Raw genomic sequence first — 16,174 nt, 5'->3', positions numbered from 1 at the left:
ATCACGATCGGCGGAATTGTCGTTATACCGAATCACTTCTATGTACCTGCTGAGATAACCCCCAGCGCAACCTGATGAACTAGAACGTTTGCCCGCAGCGGCTCGTGATGAGGAAGCTGCGGAGTTAAAACAAACGTTGGTAGCACGAGAAGAACAGAAACGCGTGCAGAACCAAGAGACCGGCCGCGGGGATCTGGCGGGAAGAAAATAGCCCCACCGTCGCCAGTCCACAGCCGAGGGCCGCGACGACAACGCCACCGGCGGGAAACATGGAAACGCAAGCGATCGCTGAGATCGCGACCCAGGCCGACGCCCAATTGGCTGCGCGTAACACGCCCCATTCGGGATCGAGGATTTCGGGGGCGAGAGGAATCCCCGTCGCTGCTGGCCAGGCGTCTCCGGTCGCGGAGTTCGACGAGGGCGGCTGCGCGAACGGGCTACCACGGCGAATGGGGGTGTCATCCGTCGTTTGAGTGGTCGGCTCGTCCGGTGGCGGGGATTCGGTCATGAACGGATGTGGCAGAGAGGGTGAATGCGATCTGGTGCAAAAGCTCAGATTTGACTGCGCAGTTTAATAGATTTAGGCGACCGGAATCTTGTTCGTTTCTGTCGAATGCGGCTATCTTAGAGGAAGTCGCCCTGATTGTCTGGTTTCGCCGTGGGTGACGATACCAACGTCGCCGAATCTCTCGTCTCGCGAAACCACAGTTGATCTTTCCTATGAAGCATCTTTTTTGCGCTTCGAAGCGCCACGTGACCAAGGAAGTTTATCAGCCTTCAGGTTGGAGATCGGCCGTCGTGGGACTGCTTTTCGGGGTGCAATGTGCTTCGTTCGCGTTAGCGGTGGACGTCGCGGGCGTGGATTTACCCGCCTCTTCGGAACCCCCGGTTGCCGAGACGTCTCCCGATCCCGCCGAAGCGATGTCGGTGATCCGGCTCGAGCCAGAGTGGAAGATAGAACTGTTTGCCGCGGAACCCGATGTTGCCAACATCGTGGCTCTCGACGTGGACAATCATGGACGTGTGTTCGTATGTGAAAGCTATCGGCAAGATCGCGGCGTCACCGACAATCGTGCTCACGACGAAACCTGGTTGCTCGCCGACTTGGCGTCCCGAACGGTTCAGGACCGCATCGATTATCACAAACGCTTGCTCGGTGATGGGGCCGCCGCGTACGCCCAACAGGAGGACCGCATCCGCCGCCTCGTCGACACCGACGGTGACGGCACGGCCGATCTGAGCACGATTTTCGCTGATGGTTTCAGCGCCCTCGAGGAAGGCACGGGGGCGGGAGTGCTCGCCCACGGGGAACACGTTTACTACACCTGCATTCCCAAATTGTGGCGGATGACCGACATCAACGATGACGGTATCGCTGATGAGCAAACGGTGATGTCGGATGGGTATGGCGTGCGTGTTGCCTTCCGGGGTCATGACCTGCACGGTCTGACGATGGGTTATGACGGGCGGTTGTATTTTTCGATCGGTGACCGCGGGTTTCACGTCGCCACTCCCGATGGACGTGTGTTGTCCAATCCCGCCGAAGGCGCGGTCTTTCGCTGTGAACTCGATGGCAGTGATTTGCGAGTGTTCGCCCATGGCCTCCGCAACCCACAGGAACTCGCCTTCAATGATTACGGCGATTGGTTCACCGTCGACAACAACAGTGACAGCGGCGATAAGGCTCGCGTGGTGGCGTTGCTCGAAGGTGGCGACAGCGGTTGGCGGATGCACTACCAATACCTGCCCGACCGCGGGCCATTCGGTCGCCAAAAATTGTGGGAACCCCACCAAGACAACAAACCAGCTCACCTTGTGCCCCCGATCGCAAACTTGACCGATGGTCCCGCTGGGCTCGCGTTTTATCCAGGGACCGGTTTTGGAAGTCGGTTGAAGGATCGGTTTCTCATCTGCGACTTTCGGGGCGGACCGAGCAACAGTGGTATCCGCTCATTTGAGCTGAAGAACGCGGGCGCGTTCTATTCGCTCGGCGACAACGATCAACCGGTATGGAACGTCTTAGCCACCGACATTGCCTTCGGGCCCGGTGGCGGGATGTTCGTCAGCGATTGGGTCGACGGTTGGGAAGGATTGGGCAAAGGTCGGATCTATCGCATCACCGACCCGTCACAGCAAAACGATCCCATCGTCGCGGAAGTTCGCGAACTGTTGGCGTCGAACGTGGCGGATGCCAGCATCGACGAACTGAGCCAGCGACTCGAACATACTGATCGCCGCGTGCGACTGGCCGCGCAGTGGGAACTGGCGCGGCGTGGCGCCGTCGACGCACTGATCGCCACGGCATCCAGCTCGGAACTCGATCCGCGATTCCGTTTGCACGGTTTCTGGGGTGCTGAGCACGCGGTACGTTTGCGCGGTGAGCTGCGAGACCGCGTGATTGAAATGTCGCGAAACTGTCTCGATGACGAGAGCCCGTGGATCCGAGCGGTCGCGTGCGACATCGCCGGCGACCAAAAGGATTCGGCTGCGGTTGAGCAGATCATCTCGTTGATCAGCGATGACAACGCTCGGGTCGGATACCACGCCCTGATGGGCCTTTGTGATTTGTTGCCACGCGACAGCGGCAAACAGACTCCTTTGGATCCGGCCATCTTGCGAAAGGTGATCGGGCGGATCGATGCCAACGCAAACACCGATCCTGCCCTGCGTCACGCCGCAATTCGTTTCCTCGCTACCGCGGTCGATGACCAGTCGTTGGTCGATTTGAAGAGCTTCCCGAGTGTGGACGTGCGACGGGCCGCGGTGGCTGCGCTGCGAGCGAGACGTAGCGAAAAAGTTGCTGAGTTTTTGGCGGATCCCGAGACAATCGTCGTTGCCGAGGCCGCCATGGCCATCCACGACGAACCGATCCCGGTCGCCGAAGAGGCACTCGCGGAACTGATCGACGCGCCCGATTTGCCGATCGATTCGGAGCCATTGCTGCGTCGTGTTTTGTCAGCAGGATTTCGCATCGGCACCACTGAGGCGGCCACCGCGATCGCCGGTTTCGCAGCTTCGGATCGCTCGCCCGTTTGGGCCCGCATCGAAGCGATTGACTCGCTCGCGGATTGGTCAAAGCCTGATCCCCGTTGCCGGGTCACCAACGAGTACGATCCGTTGCCGCCGCGCCCCGAGCCAACGCGGACACTGCTGCCCGGCACCACGGTGAAGCCACCCGTTCCCGGCGAATCGGTCGCCAAGTCGGCGTTGGCCAGTCGGATTGATGAGTTGATGTTGGCGAGCGACGCGGTACGTGAGAAAGCCATCGACGTCGGTTCGAAACTCGGAATTGTCAAGATCGCCCCGAGTCTCGTCAAGCGTTTTACGAACAAAGAACTGCGGCCTTCCACGCGGGCGTCAGCGTTGACCGCGCTCGGTCGATTGCAGACGTCCCTGGCGATCGAACTCGCGCGTGAAATCGATCTGCAACAGCCCGTCCAGATCGTGCTCGCGAGTTTGAAGATCCTCGGCAAATATGACTCAGCCGGTTCGATCGAGCGATTGATCGCGGCGACGGAAAGCTCAAGCCAATTGGTACGCGGCCTCGCTTGGGATCTGATCGCCGACAATGAATCGCCGCGGGCGGTCGAGCACCTGCAGGTTGGGCTGGAACAATACCTCAGTGGTCAGCTGCCGACCGACGTGCGGCTCAACGTCGCCGAAGCGGTCCGTCGCCGGCTGCCCGAGTCCGCGGAGCAATTGGATAGTTATCAAAAGGAGCTGCAGGCCACCGAACCGTTGGCGAAATGGCTCGATTCGTTGTACGGCGGCGACTCCCAAGCGGGAGAGAAAATCTTCTTCGGCAAAACCGAGCTTTCGTGTGTTCGGTGCCACAAGGTTGATCGGGCGGGCGGCGAGGTCGGACCGAATCTCACCGTGATCGGCAAGTCGCGTGATCGTCGCACGCTACTCGAATCGATCTGTCTTCCCGACGCACGCATCGCCGAAGGTTTCGAGACTGCAGTGATCGCCGATGAAGATGGCGGTGTCTTTACCGGGATCGTCGCATCGGAGAACGACGAAGTTGTCGAATTGATCGCTGCCGACGGCACCCGCAACTTGATCGAGAAAGACTTGATCGTGGCGAGGAAGAAAGGCAAATCATCGATGCCGGCGGGTCTGGCCGACCTGATGACACCACGCGAACTTCGTGACTTGGTCGCGTATCTCGCGGGACTGCAAGTCGATCCGCGAACAAGTTCGGATACCGAGTAAAGATATCGCCGGCACGCGGATCATGCGAGCTAGCGGGACAGCGTCATTGTTGACGTAGGGGACATCGATTGTTTTGGTGCTCTTTTTAGAGGAACGGCGCGGGCCGTCCGGTCCCGCGTTACCGGACGGCTCGCGCCGTTCCGCTACTTTTGAAATCCCGCAGTAATTAAATCGACGTCCCAGCTCGGTCGTTTGGAGACCGAGAAATACGGGCGTTACCCTCGTTCGGAATCTCTGAAAGACTTACGACTCGAGAAGCGAAAATGTTAAGCCGCTTCGGCCACGTCGCTGCCGTAAAGGTTGCGATAGAAGGTGTTTTCCGTCATCAGCTTCTCATGGTTCCCGACTGATGCAACTCGTCCATGATCGAGTACCGCGACACGGTCCGCCATCGCTAACGTGCTGGCGCGGTGTGTGACCATGATCCCCGTGCGTCCTTTCAGGAACGTCTCGAGGGCACGGTGGATCAGCATCTCGCTCTCGATATCGATCTGGCTGGTGGCTTCGTCGAGGATCAAGATATCTGGGTTTCGCAAGAACGCGCGTGCCAATGCGATTCGCTGCATCTGACCGCCTGACAAGCGAACGCCGCCACTGCCCAGGAAGGTGTCGTACCCGTGCGGCGTCTTGCGCAAGATAAAGTCGTCGGCAAACGCGAGCTTGGCTGCCCGGACGACGTCGTGCCGATCGGCACTCGGGCTGCCATAGCGGATGTTGTTTTCGATCGTGTCATCGAACAGCACCGTCCGCTGCGTGACTAAGGCCATCCGCCGTCGTAGATCCCGCGTGGCCATCTGCTTGATCGGGCAATCATCAAGACTCACTTGCCCTTGATTCGGATCATCGAATCGACACAACAGGCTGATCAGGGTGCTCTTTCCACAACCGTTGGGACCAACCAGGGCAATCGTTTCACCGTGCCGGATGGTGAGGTCGATGCCCTGCAAGACGGTCGGGCCCGACGGGTATTGAAAGTGGACGTTCTCAAAGCGGATTTCACCGTGTGGCCGTATCGGTTTGATCGGGTGTTCGGGTTCGCTCACACGGACCGGGGCGTCAATAATTTCATAGATCCGTGACGACGCGACGATGCCACGTTGCAGCATGCTCCACACATCCGAAAGTTTTCTGGCGGGGTCGGAGGCACCGATCAAAAATGCGAAAAACAGCAGGACTTGGGAATCATCGAGCGGTTTGTCGCTCATCCGCAGGCCGAGCAAATGGGTTTCTTGATTGATCGCCAGATATCCACCCGCGATGATCGCCATCCCGACCATCGTCAGGCCGAGCAATTCGCTCGTGCCACGTGCCATCGTGTTGTAAAAGGCGACTTTCATCGAGCGGCGAAAATAGGCGTCGACGTGGGACCGAAAACGTGCCCGTTCGCGTGATTGGGTGTTGAAGGATTTGACAACTCGGATGCCGTTGAAGGCGTCGTTGAGCATTCCGTAAAGCCCGCTCATCTCTTCCATCACGCGGCGACTGGCGCGGCGGATTGCTCGACTGAGTCGCTGCGTCACGAACGCCACGATCGGCGTGACAACCATCACGAGCAACAACAGACGCGGGCAAACGGCAACGGCTCCCGCCAAACACACGAGCATCTTGAGCGGTTCCCGGACGAGGCGGCCAATCAAGGTGCTCAGGCCCATGCCGACGTGGGCGACGTCATTGGTCAGCCGGCTGGTCAGGTTGGCGGATCCGTTTTCACCGAAGTGATCCAGGTCGAGGCTCAGGGCTTTGCGGAAAAACTTTTCTCGAAGCTCCATTACCGTGCCTTCGGCAATGTATTGCACCAACATCAAATTGATCGTCAACGCGACCAATTTGATCGCTGTACAGGTGAGCAGAAAACCGACGACGAGCAACAACGTGTTGAACGGTCCGGGCGGTGCATAGTCGACGATGAGGGGTTCCGCCCAGTGCAGCCAGCTCGCGGAATAGACGGCGGCTTGGCGGCGAAACTCGAGTTCCGAACGTTCGATCGATGCTTCGTCGAGTTCAGCGATTTTGCCGTCAATGTCCGCGATTTCTTGTTCAGAAACCCCGATCTGCGTGTGGACATACGACGCGAGATCGTCGCCCTCAAAAACCACCTCGGTCATCGGGTACAGAACGCCGATATTGCCACCCCACATCGCCGCAATCACGAGCGAGGTCAAAACAATGCCCAGCATCGAAAAGCGTCTCTGTAACGCGAGGTGCAGAACTCGTCGGAAAGACTTCATATCAGGGGTCAGAATCGGAAAAACGGTGCGCGTAAGACATCATCGTCCTTCATATCAGCCCGCTACCGACAGTCGCCAGAGTGATTTGCATCTGGCACGCCGAGTTTCACGAGTTTCATATTTTGTTCGGCACGTCTCCCAATCCGTCGATCTCGCGGAGGGGGAGTCGTCCGCTTCCCGATCATTGCTCGAGCAAATCGATCGTGTCTCGCACTTTGGCGGCGCAGTTGCGAAACGCCTCGGCTTCGTCGTCGGATAGGGGTGGGTGCAGGATGCGGGTGACCCCTTCGCGTCCGATCACCGCTGGCAGCGAGAGACACACGTCTTTGACGCCGAGGAATCCGTCGACCAGCACACTGACCGGCATCGTGTGACGCAAGTCGTACACGATCGAATCGACGATCGTCATCGTCGCCAACGCGATCCCATAGTTGGTGTAGCCTTTTCGGTTGTACACCTCGTAGCCGAGGTTGACCGTTTCGCGGAACAGCCGCCGGGCCGTTTCGCTCGGAAAGAATTTCTCTCCCCCGGTCATGGCGACGGAGTAGGCGGCAAACTGGTCGTCGCCGTGCTCACCCAGGATGTAGGCCCGGATGTCGTCGGCGTGAATTTTTAATTCGTTGGATAACAGCGAACGATAACGAATGCTGTCCACCAGTGTTCCGGTGCCGATCACCCGCTGTGGCGGGAATCCTGTCAAACGGATCGCCGCGTACGTCATCACGTCCACCGGGTTGGTGACCATGATCAGCACCGCGTTGGGGCTCAGTTCTGCGAGCCGGGGCAGCCATTGCTCGAGGATGTCGCGGTTGCCGATCGCCAGATCCTGACGTTTCCAGTCCGCCCGGGTGGGAGAGACGGAGGGAGTGAAAACGATCACGTCCGACCCCGCTGAGTCTTCGACCATCCCAGCCTGGATCGTCATGTTGCTGTTCCGCAGGACGCTGGCGTGGGTCAAATCCATCGCGTCGCCCTCGGCTTTTTCAATCGATCGATTGATCAGCCAAAGTTCACTGACGATGGGTTCCATGGTCGCGGCAAACGCGATCGCCGACCCCACACGCCCCATTCCTACGATGCTAAATTTCATCTTGAATCGCGATCCGAAGAGGGTGTTTGAACAGTATTCATTATTACGTCAGCCGGGGCGGAGACAACCAAACAGCGGGGGACGTTGGACCACATCGGCGCGGTCAACACACCCGTTGATTATCGACGGTTGTCATCGAAGCCTATCGACGATTCACCCTTCGACGCGTGCGTTTTACCTCAATTTGCAATCGGCGAACCGCCCCCCTCTGACCTGCGGTGATCCCTCGCGCGTTCGAGAAACGTAGCGTCGCCAACCTCGCCCATCATTGTAAAAAGATGCTCGGCGGCTGAGATACCACTTGTGTTGTATGTCCCCATTAGCGTTTGCGCCGATCGGGATGCGAGAGCAGAGTGCTCAGACAGCGGGCAGATCACCGACCTAAACAAGTCGCAACGGCGCAGGGCGTCGGCCACGGATTCACAGCTCAGCCGGTGCTATCGCCGGACTGCCAAACAATCGTTATCGACAAGACCTGGCGACATCCCTTGTGCGTTAAATTCGCCCCGGTGTTTCGCGAATGGTTAGTCACGCTCGTGACGACATTTAAAAGCCACGGACGTGAGTCTGTGGTTTCCGAAAATAAAGTGAAGCAAGTCGCAACGCGACGACACCCAACACGGGTGTGCGCACGAATGAACCACCGGGATCGGCATCTGTCATCGCTTCGCGACTTGGGTTGTGCGGAGACGGCGTCGAACCCGGGCTCGCGTCCGGGGCTTTCGCCTGCCGTCGCTATCGCGACTAAGAATGCAAGCAACACTTGCGCGGTCTTGTGTTCCCACGTCTTCGCAGTGAACTGGCAATCCAGGATTTAGCAGTCCAGGCTAACCCGCAAATAGCTCATGAGATTCCACCCAATCAACCCCGCACAACCACGCGTGACACTGATAACGCACCGTCCATGAAAACAGGGACAGGCGTTTCATTCCATACAATGACCGCGTGGTTTAGCGGGCTGGTGAATTCGCTAGTGGTGTGCGATTTCGTCTTGGATCTGCTGCGCCGAAGCGGGCAGTTCTTTGATTTTGGGACGGCGTCGTTTGCGTACTTTTTCCGGGACCATGCTCCGCATCGATTCCAGTTTTCCGAAACACAGCAGCCGATCGTTTGGTTCGAGAGTGCGTTTGAGCCTCGGGTTCGGGATCACCGTGGTGCCGCGATAGAGCGTCAACACGTTGATGTCTTGTTCGGGCAGTCCCGATTCGTCGATCGTCTTGCCGACGATTTCCGAACCGTCGCGGATATGGATCTCCGTCACCCCATAACCGCGGCTGACGGTCAACCGTTGACGCACGTCGATCTCGGGGAAGTCGACTTGGGCGATCATGTAATCGATGATCGCGCCGGCGATGTCGAGTTTGGTGCAGGTCTCGATTCCTTCCAGCCCCGGAGACGAGTTGATCTCCATCACTTGCGGACCATCGTTACCTTCGAGCATGTCGACGCCGGCGACCCGAAGTCCCATGATTTGCGCCGCTCGGACTGCGGTTTCGGCGTAGGCGGGATCGAGTTCGATGCTTTCGGTGACGCCGCCACGATGCACGTTGCTGCGAAACTCGGTGCCGACCGCTACACGTCGCATTGCGGCTATGACTCGGTCACCGACGATGAAGGCGCGAATGTCGCGGCCCTTGCTTTCGGAAACGAAACGCTGAACCAACACGTTCTGCTTTGTGCTATGCAACGTTTCGATGATCGCCTCGGCGACCTTCACCGATTCGGCCAGAATCACGCCGACGCCCTGGGTCCCCTCGAGGAGTTTGATGATCACGGGAGCACCGCCGACCCGTTCGATCGCGGGCAAGATGTCTTTGCGATCGCGAACGAAAGTCGTTTGTGGAATGCCGATTTGGTGCCGGCTGAGTATTTGCAGGCTCCGCAGTTTGTCGCGAGAGTTGCTAATCCCAGCTGACGAACACGCACTGAACGTGTCCATCTGTTCGAATTGGCGGACGACAGCTGTTCCGAAATAAGTAATCGAGGCGCCGATACGGGGCAGGATTGCATCAAAATCGCCCAAGTGCTTGCTGCGATAATAAAGGTCCGGTTCGCCTTGTTCGAGGTCGATCGCAAACTTGAGCGTGTTGAGCACGCGCGACGTCGCACCACGCTGTATGGCGGCTTCGTGCAAGCGTCGAGTGGAATAGCACTTCGGGCTACAGGAGAGGATGGCTAATTTCATCGATTTCTTTCAAGAGAGAAGACAGCTTGTGCGGTGGATCGGTCTCAGTTCACCTGATGGGTTCACTGACGGTTGTTTAGGTCACTGGCCTGACATCCACCGTCCTTTGTCGATGGCAATTGGTTGGGCGTGAATGCGTCTGCGTATTCAGTGGTGTTTCTTGCGACGGCGGCGGTGACGGTGACGGCCGGCTAAGAACGAGGCGCCAGGGTCGACGAGAAAATGATTCCGGATCGCTTCGCGGCCGACCAACATTCGGAAACCCATCGCGTCACGGTTGGCGAGGGTGAGGTCGATCAAGGCGCGTCGTTGCAGAATTTCGAGTTCGGTACGAATCACGATCCGCTCGGCGACCTCTCCGTTACTGCTGCGGACGTGACGACGTTCGAGGATCGGTACGTCGGCGTTAACGAAGACGTCGTCGCGGTTTTGGACGGGGTGAATCGAGAATCGCACCCGTTCGGTTTCGCCCTCCATGTAGGTTTCGACATCGAACGCGTGGATGGAACTCGAACGAGCTCCGGTGTCGATCTTCGCTTTAATTTGACGAACGCTAAGTTCCGGTAAACCGACCCACTCACGCCACCCAATGATGATCATCGGTTCGTTGACCGATTTCGCGGGATCGTCCATGCAAGAACTCAAAGTGGAAAGATCGGGGGGCGTGGTAAAACATCGAACAACCGAAGGCGGCAGACGCCATTGCCCGCCTAGGCTGTATGGATGGCACGGTCGTCGACGTCCATGGCGGCTTCGTGGACCGCTTCGGCAAGCGTCGGGTGGGCGTGACAGGTACGAGCAATATCTTCACTGCTGGCGCCGTATTCCATTGCCGCGGCCGCCTCGGCGATCAAATCACCAGCCCGCGGGCCGATGATGTGCACGCCCAAGACGCGGTCGGTTTCTGCATGAGCAAGGATCTTCACGCGGCCTTCGGTATCGCCGAGAGTGCGGGCACGTCCGTTCGCACCGAGCGGACAGACACCTTTATTGTACGGGATCCTCGCTTCGGTGAGTTGTTCTTCGGTTTGTCCCACCATCGCGATTTCTGGATGGGTGTAAACGATCGCCGGAATCACGTCGTAGTTCATCTCGCTGGCGATTCCCGCCATCCGCTCGACGCACACGACACCTTCCTCCATCGCTTTGTGAGCCAGCATGGCTCCGCCGATGCAATCGCCGACGGCATAGATGCCCGGCACGCTGGTTTCAAAGTTTTCTTTGACTTCGATGTAACCGCGGCGGTCGGTCTGAACACCTGCCACGGCGAGTCCGAGGTCGTCGGTCGCTGGCGCCCGGCCGGTCGCCAACAGCACGCGGTCGCAATAAATCGGTTCGCCGTCTTTAATCTCGACGGTACACGGTTTGGACTGGGACGTGTCGACTCGTGCCGAAGCGACCATCGTGCCGGTTCGGAATTCGATGCCTTGCTTTTTGAGCGAACGATGGGCGAGGTTGCCCAACTCTTTGTCCAGGCCGGGCAGGATTCGGTCGAGAGCCTCGAGGACAATGACGCGGCTGCCCAAGCGATTCCAGACGCTCCCGAGTTCCAATCCGATGTATCCACCACCGATCACGACAAGGACTTCGGGGACTTCCGGGAAAGACAATGCGGTGGTGCTGTTACCGATCCGATCACCGTCCTCTTCCACCGAGGGCAAGCGGGCGGGAACACTGCCCGGGCAAAGCAGGATCTGGTCGGCGGTGATCAGTGTCGGTTGATCGTCCGCGGCCCCTTCGCTGGGGGTGATCTCGATCGATTCGGAATCACGCAGCCGGCCGCGTCCGTGGTAGGCGGTCACGCCGCGTTTTTTGAACAGCAGATCAATGCCGCCGGTGAGCGTTTCCACAATCTTGGTTTTGCGAGCCATCATCACGTCGAGATCGACTTTGACGTCCCCGACCACCACGCCATGATCGTTGAACCGATGTTTGGCTTCGTGATACAGATGGCTGGATTCGAGCAAAGCCTTGCTGGGAATGCAGCCCACCCGAACGCACGTGCCACCAAAGCGAGGGTTATCGTCAATGCAAGCGACGTTGATACCGAGTTGAGCGGCTCGAATCGCGGCGACGTAACCAGCGGGGCCGCCCCCCAGGACGACGAGTTCGTGACGTGCCGTTTTGGTCATGCGAGTGTTTTTCAGGTGAGGATTCAGGTGAGCAAAAACGCGGAACACAGTTGGGAACCATTGTTCCGAATCACCACCACCTTGTCGACTCCACTGAGGCTCGCTTCGCCGGGCTGAATTTTGCCGCGCTGGTTACCGGGATCCGCTGAGATTTCGGCGATTACGGGTGAGCGCTGTTCAGTGCCGGCCAAGCCAGCGGTCTCGGCGACTGCGGGTGGCCGTTTTTTCGGCGCCGGCTCATTCGCAGGCAGCGTCAGCTCATTCGCAGGCGGGGCACGAGTCTGCTGCCGGGCGGCGAGCTGTATCGCGAACGATTCGCGAGAGCGAGATTCTGATTTGCTTGCCAGCGCACTATTTAGTGCACTATTTACTGGCCAGTGCCCTATTCGCTGGCCAGTGCCCCGTCGAGCGCCACCGTGTCGGCAAAATCATACGAGTGGAACACGCGGCCGATCCGCTGGGCCAACATCCCGAGGAATAGCTTGCGGAATTTCGGCTCGGTCGTTTCGCTGGTGTACTGGCCCGCGTTGACCGGATAGGTGAATTCGTCGATCTCTTTGCGGAAGATGACCTTTTCCTGTTTGATGTCGAATACCGTCAACATCACGCCCGCTCGCCCGCGGTAGAGCGTCGCCCCGTCCCGCAGTCGCATGTCGGTAAGCTCGATCGCCAGCAGTTTCTCCGCTTTGACGCTCTTGCCGATTTCCAGATAATCGACATTGTCCCATCCGTGCGTGTCACGCCACTGCTGCACCGCGTCTTCATGGACCAACGTCAGACCTTTGACCTCCATCGACAAAATGTCCCGCACTCGGCGGGTGAGCAGTCGGGCGGCGATGTCATCGGTGTACTGACTTTGATCTGTCATCGTCATCACCGCGACTTTGGAATCTTTCAGTTCCGCGCACTCGGCAGGAATTTGATCAGCGCCGACGGCGTGCATCAAATTGCTGAGCACACCGAGACAGCCGACTTGGGTAAGCATCCCGCAGCCGATCACGACGCACAACGCGAGAAAACCGACGTGAACGACTCGCGACCGCGAGGATTCCGAGCGTTCGTTCGGCGACGAATTGACGTTAACACGCGTGGGGAGAGGAGTCGAATTCATAATGCGAGCGGCGAAAATAGCGGAACACGGCATGGCGACAATGATCTGGATTTCGAGTGTTACGCATTTTCTCGCGTTCATTTCCAGCCCAGTTCCCTGCCCGGACTGCGCAACTCTCAGGTCGGACGACAAAATTTCGCGGCTCCTGACCTCATGAAATCGGCCGGGGGCTCCCCCAGAAATGTCCGACCGCGGTCTTGACGACTCCGCCCAAGCCTCGATAAACTCCCCGCCTCACAGCCCAAAAGTGAACGTGTTCCATATTCGGAACACCATCAGGGGGATTAGCTCAGTTGGGAGAGCGCCTGCATGGCATGCAGGAGGTCATCGGTTCAAGTCCGTTATCCTCCATCAACTCAAGCCCGTTATCACCGTGTTCAACGCAGTTTGACCCCGGTTTTAACGGGCTTTTTTCGTTTCCTGCGTGCTCATTGCGCGCTGGTTGCGGTGCCGGATTTCGTGCCGCTTTTGGGTCGGACCGTGCCGGATTTCGTGCCGCATTCTCACCACCATTTGCCGCCCTCTGGAAGTCGTCGTCGGTGACGAGGTTGTAGTGCTTATCAGCCACGACGATCGTGTTCCCCATCCACGCGCAGACAACGTGTTTCGGGAACCCCTGGGCCAAAAGGTCGGTTTCGCGAGACGCCCTCAATGAGTGGAATAGCCGCGTCCAGGGATCCACCTTGGCCCGTTTAAGAATCTTGACGAACTGAGTCCGCAGGTTCGCGTTGGCCCAACCTCCCGGCCGCATCGCCGCGTCGCGGTACGTTTGCTTGTCAATGACGAACGAATCGGGTGATGGGTACTTCCCGTCAACCGTTGCCGCCTCAAACGCCTGCTCCAGGTACGGCCGCAATTCTGCGAATATTGGCACCTCTCGGACCCCACGGTCCTCATGGTGCTCCACCTTGGGCTCAGGAACACGCATCCGTTGGGACTCGAAGTCCACGTCGCCCCATCGAAGCGATAGCGTCTCCGACGGCGTGCGTAGGCCTCCGAATCGTGCGAGTGCGACGATTGTCTGCCATGTCCCGTCACAATGTTTAAGCACCTCATCAATCGTCTCGACTGGCACGTGAACGTTGCTCTTCTTTGATGACTGACGAGCCTTGACCTTCGCAAACGGGTTGCTCGGAATCTGCTCAAAGTCAACGGCGTCCTGAAAGAACTGCCTCGCAAAACCGATCCGCTTGTAGATCGTCGTCGACGCCAAGCCTCTCTTCTTCAACGACGCCTGAAACGCCTTGGCGTGCCCCACCGTAATCTCGCTCAGCTTAATGCCTTTAGGCATGTACTCACGCAGCAACGCCATCACTTGCCCCCAGACGACCCGTGTCGCCGGTTTCTTACTCGGCCCATGTCGCTCCATATAGTCCGTGAGAAACGCGTCCAGGGTCATTCTCGCGGCCTCTTCGTCGGCTTCCGATTCGTCGCGTTCCAACAAGCCAACCTTTTCAAACTTCTCTCGCAATGCCGGGTGAAGCGCGGCGACCCACAACGACAGATCACGATCCATGTAGCCAGTAACCGCAGCGGTCAATAGTTGCTCCACTCTCATCTTCATCGTTAATGCGTTCGCTTTGGACGTCTTTCCCAACCGGATCGTCTTCCTCGCGCCGCAAGGGGCGTAGAACAAGATCCGCTTCCGTCCCCCGCTATCATTTCCAATTGATGCCATACCCATTCACTCCCATTAGTGAGCCCATGAAGATGAAAAACGCCACGGCGGGCTGGTCATGGGAAACCAGCGTTCAGCCGCTAAACCTAGCCGTGGCGTCCGTCAACATTATCGTCCTCACACGGACAGTCAACTTAACGCCAATAAAGAGCATTCGTGTCACACGTTGCTCGGTGCAACACATCCTGTATTCCGATATAGCGAAATCAGCAATTCGCCCTTCCTAAAACCGTGATAATTGTTCCATCGCGTTGCACGGGTGTAGGTATCTGCGAATCAACTATCCTTGCCCCCCGGTTTATTGCGTTTGCATTCGTTGCACCGTGCAACAAGGGAACCGCAGCAGCGTAGTCATTCGTGTCTAATCTCACCGAAGACTCTACCGATTGAGGTGCGTGCGACCGTCCCTTCGAGTCGACTTGCGTCCATTCCCTCGGCATCCCACCGCACTGAAATTGTACGCTGACGCCGGTTGTCTGCCGCCGCCTCTTTAAAGGCGGCGGCGTACAACCGTCGTACAACCGTCTGACGACGGAAATTGTTCGCGTACAACCTTCCGTACAACCACTCGTACAACCTTCCAAACAATTTCATTTCATATCCGTCAAGGCGAAACGTTCCGCGCCCTTTCCCGTGCGAATGTCTTTCACGAAAGAACTTTTGGCACCTAGGCGTTGCAACGACCGCTCAACTCGTGCTTGCCCGAATTGGGTTCTGTTGCGTAGCTGAGCAATCGACATTGGGGCTTCGGAGAGCGCCAGTCGTATTGCCTGGTCGGTCTCTTGATCCCGTTTCCATTGTTGGCCTTGTCGTGCATTGCCGATCTTCGCCTCGCAGTCCACTCTCTCCCACCGTGGGTACTGCCACCTGATCGAAATGTCATCAGGCGGTGGGAACGATCGACAGACGGCTTGCAGCACCGCCAGCCCTTCTTCTCGATGTGGACGGATCGCAACGTGCGTATCTGTTGCTCGTGAGATCGAACCGGCACCGCTTCCTAGGTCGGTGACTTGCTTGGCGGATTGGTCGCCCTTCGACGAATGATGAACGATCACGACACCAGCATCGAGACTCGTCGCAATCGAGTCGATCGTGTTGTACACACCCATCATCTGAGCATTGTCATTCTCGCTTACACCCTGGGGAAGGAAGCGGTACAACGCATCGATCACAACGAGGTCATACTCGACGCGATCGAGTTTACCGATCAAATCACTAACCCCATGGATATCGAGCATTTGCCCCCGAAGGGCCAAGATGTCGATCGGTATCTCGGTGTTCGCTTCGGTCTCCAGTGCAATCGCTCGCAGCCTTTGGGCCAATTCACTCGTGTGCAGCTCGGCGTCAACGACTAGCACTCTACCCGGCGAACAAGGGAACCCCAGCCATTCACATCCCTTCGCGACGGATCGCGCTAGACCGTGAACCAACCAGCTCTTGCCGATCTTCGGTGCCGCGATGACGTTCATCGTCTCGCCGCGTCGCAGAAGACCATGCACAAGTGGCGTTCGTTGTTTAGCAGCGTGTTGATTTTC

Annotated in this window: 9 protein-coding genes, 1 tRNA gene and 1 pseudogene; 2 read left to right on the top strand and 9 right to left on the bottom strand. The window is 58.0% G+C overall.

What is annotated here, in order from left to right; all coding sequences use genetic code 11:
- Positions 1-124: 124 nt before the first annotated feature.
- Positions 125-508 carry a hypothetical protein gene (locus NB063_RS30815; protein ID WP_250933458.1) on the bottom strand — a complete coding sequence of 128 codons (384 nt, stop codon included), beginning with the start codon at positions 506-508 and terminating at the stop codon, positions 125-127.
- A 212-nt stretch (positions 509-720) separates the two neighbouring features.
- Here NB063_RS30815 and NB063_RS30810 point away from each other — a divergent pair, with 212 nt between their 5' ends.
- The gene (locus tag NB063_RS30810) at positions 721-4,215 is read left to right on the top strand and encodes a PVC-type heme-binding CxxCH protein (RefSeq protein ID WP_407652748.1); all 3,495 of its coding nucleotides are present in this window, start codon (positions 721-723) and stop codon (positions 4,213-4,215) included.
- A gap of 266 nt (positions 4,216-4,481) precedes the next feature.
- Here NB063_RS30810 and NB063_RS30805 read toward each other — a convergent pair whose 3' ends face one another.
- The 6 genes from NB063_RS30805 to NB063_RS30780 form a co-directional block, all read right to left on the bottom strand.
- The gene (locus NB063_RS30805; RefSeq protein WP_250933454.1) at positions 4,482-6,443 is read right to left on the bottom strand and encodes an ABC transporter ATP-binding protein; all 1,962 of its coding nucleotides are present in this window, start codon (positions 6,441-6,443) and stop codon (positions 4,482-4,484) included.
- Positions 6,444-6,624: 181 nt separating this feature from the next.
- The gene (locus tag NB063_RS30800; protein ID WP_250933452.1) at positions 6,625-7,533 is read right to left on the bottom strand and encodes a lactate/malate dehydrogenase family protein; all 909 of its coding nucleotides are present in this window, start codon (positions 7,531-7,533) and stop codon (positions 6,625-6,627) included.
- Positions 7,534-8,503: 970 nt separating this feature from the next.
- Positions 8,504-9,718 carry a RimK family alpha-L-glutamate ligase gene (locus NB063_RS30795; protein ID WP_250933449.1) on the bottom strand — a complete coding sequence of 405 codons (1,215 nt, stop codon included), beginning with the start codon at positions 9,716-9,718 and terminating at the stop codon, positions 8,504-8,506.
- 147 nt (positions 9,719-9,865) lie between these two features.
- Positions 9,866-10,351: an ATP-dependent zinc protease family protein gene (locus NB063_RS30790; protein ID WP_250933447.1), complete on the bottom strand. Its 486-nt coding sequence runs from the start codon at positions 10,349-10,351 to the stop codon at positions 9,866-9,868.
- 77 nt (positions 10,352-10,428) lie between these two features.
- The gene (gene lpdA / locus NB063_RS30785) at positions 10,429-11,850 is read right to left on the bottom strand and encodes a dihydrolipoyl dehydrogenase (RefSeq protein WP_250933445.1); all 1,422 of its coding nucleotides are present in this window, start codon (positions 11,848-11,850) and stop codon (positions 10,429-10,431) included.
- A gap of 382 nt (positions 11,851-12,232) precedes the next feature.
- Complete coding sequence (locus tag NB063_RS30780) at positions 12,233-12,961, bottom strand: hypothetical protein (RefSeq protein ID WP_250933443.1); 729 nt, start codon at positions 12,959-12,961, stop codon at positions 12,233-12,235.
- A 278-nt stretch (positions 12,962-13,239) separates the two neighbouring features.
- Here NB063_RS30780 and NB063_RS30775 point away from each other — a divergent pair.
- A tRNA-Ala gene (locus NB063_RS30775) sits at positions 13,240-13,312 on the top strand.
- A gap of 241 nt (positions 13,313-13,553) precedes the next feature.
- On the opposite strand, the pseudogene NB063_RS32700 reads toward NB063_RS30775, so the two are convergent.
- A pseudogene (locus NB063_RS32700) lies at positions 13,554-14,360 on the bottom strand (tyrosine-type recombinase/integrase); the annotation flags it as partial.
- Positions 14,361-15,229: 869 nt separating this feature from the next.
- Positions 15,230-16,174 (bottom strand): AAA family ATPase (locus NB063_RS30770; RefSeq protein ID WP_250933441.1); only part of this gene is annotated, 945 nt, incomplete at its 5' end.

The sequence above is a fragment of the Aporhodopirellula aestuarii genome (assembly GCF_023701485.1).
In the GTDB taxonomy this organism is placed as follows: Bacteria; Planctomycetota; Planctomycetia; order Pirellulales; family Pirellulaceae; genus Rhodopirellula; species Rhodopirellula aestuarii.
The sequence above is the reverse complement of the archived record's forward strand: the minus strand, read 5'-3'. Positions and strand labels throughout refer to the sequence as shown.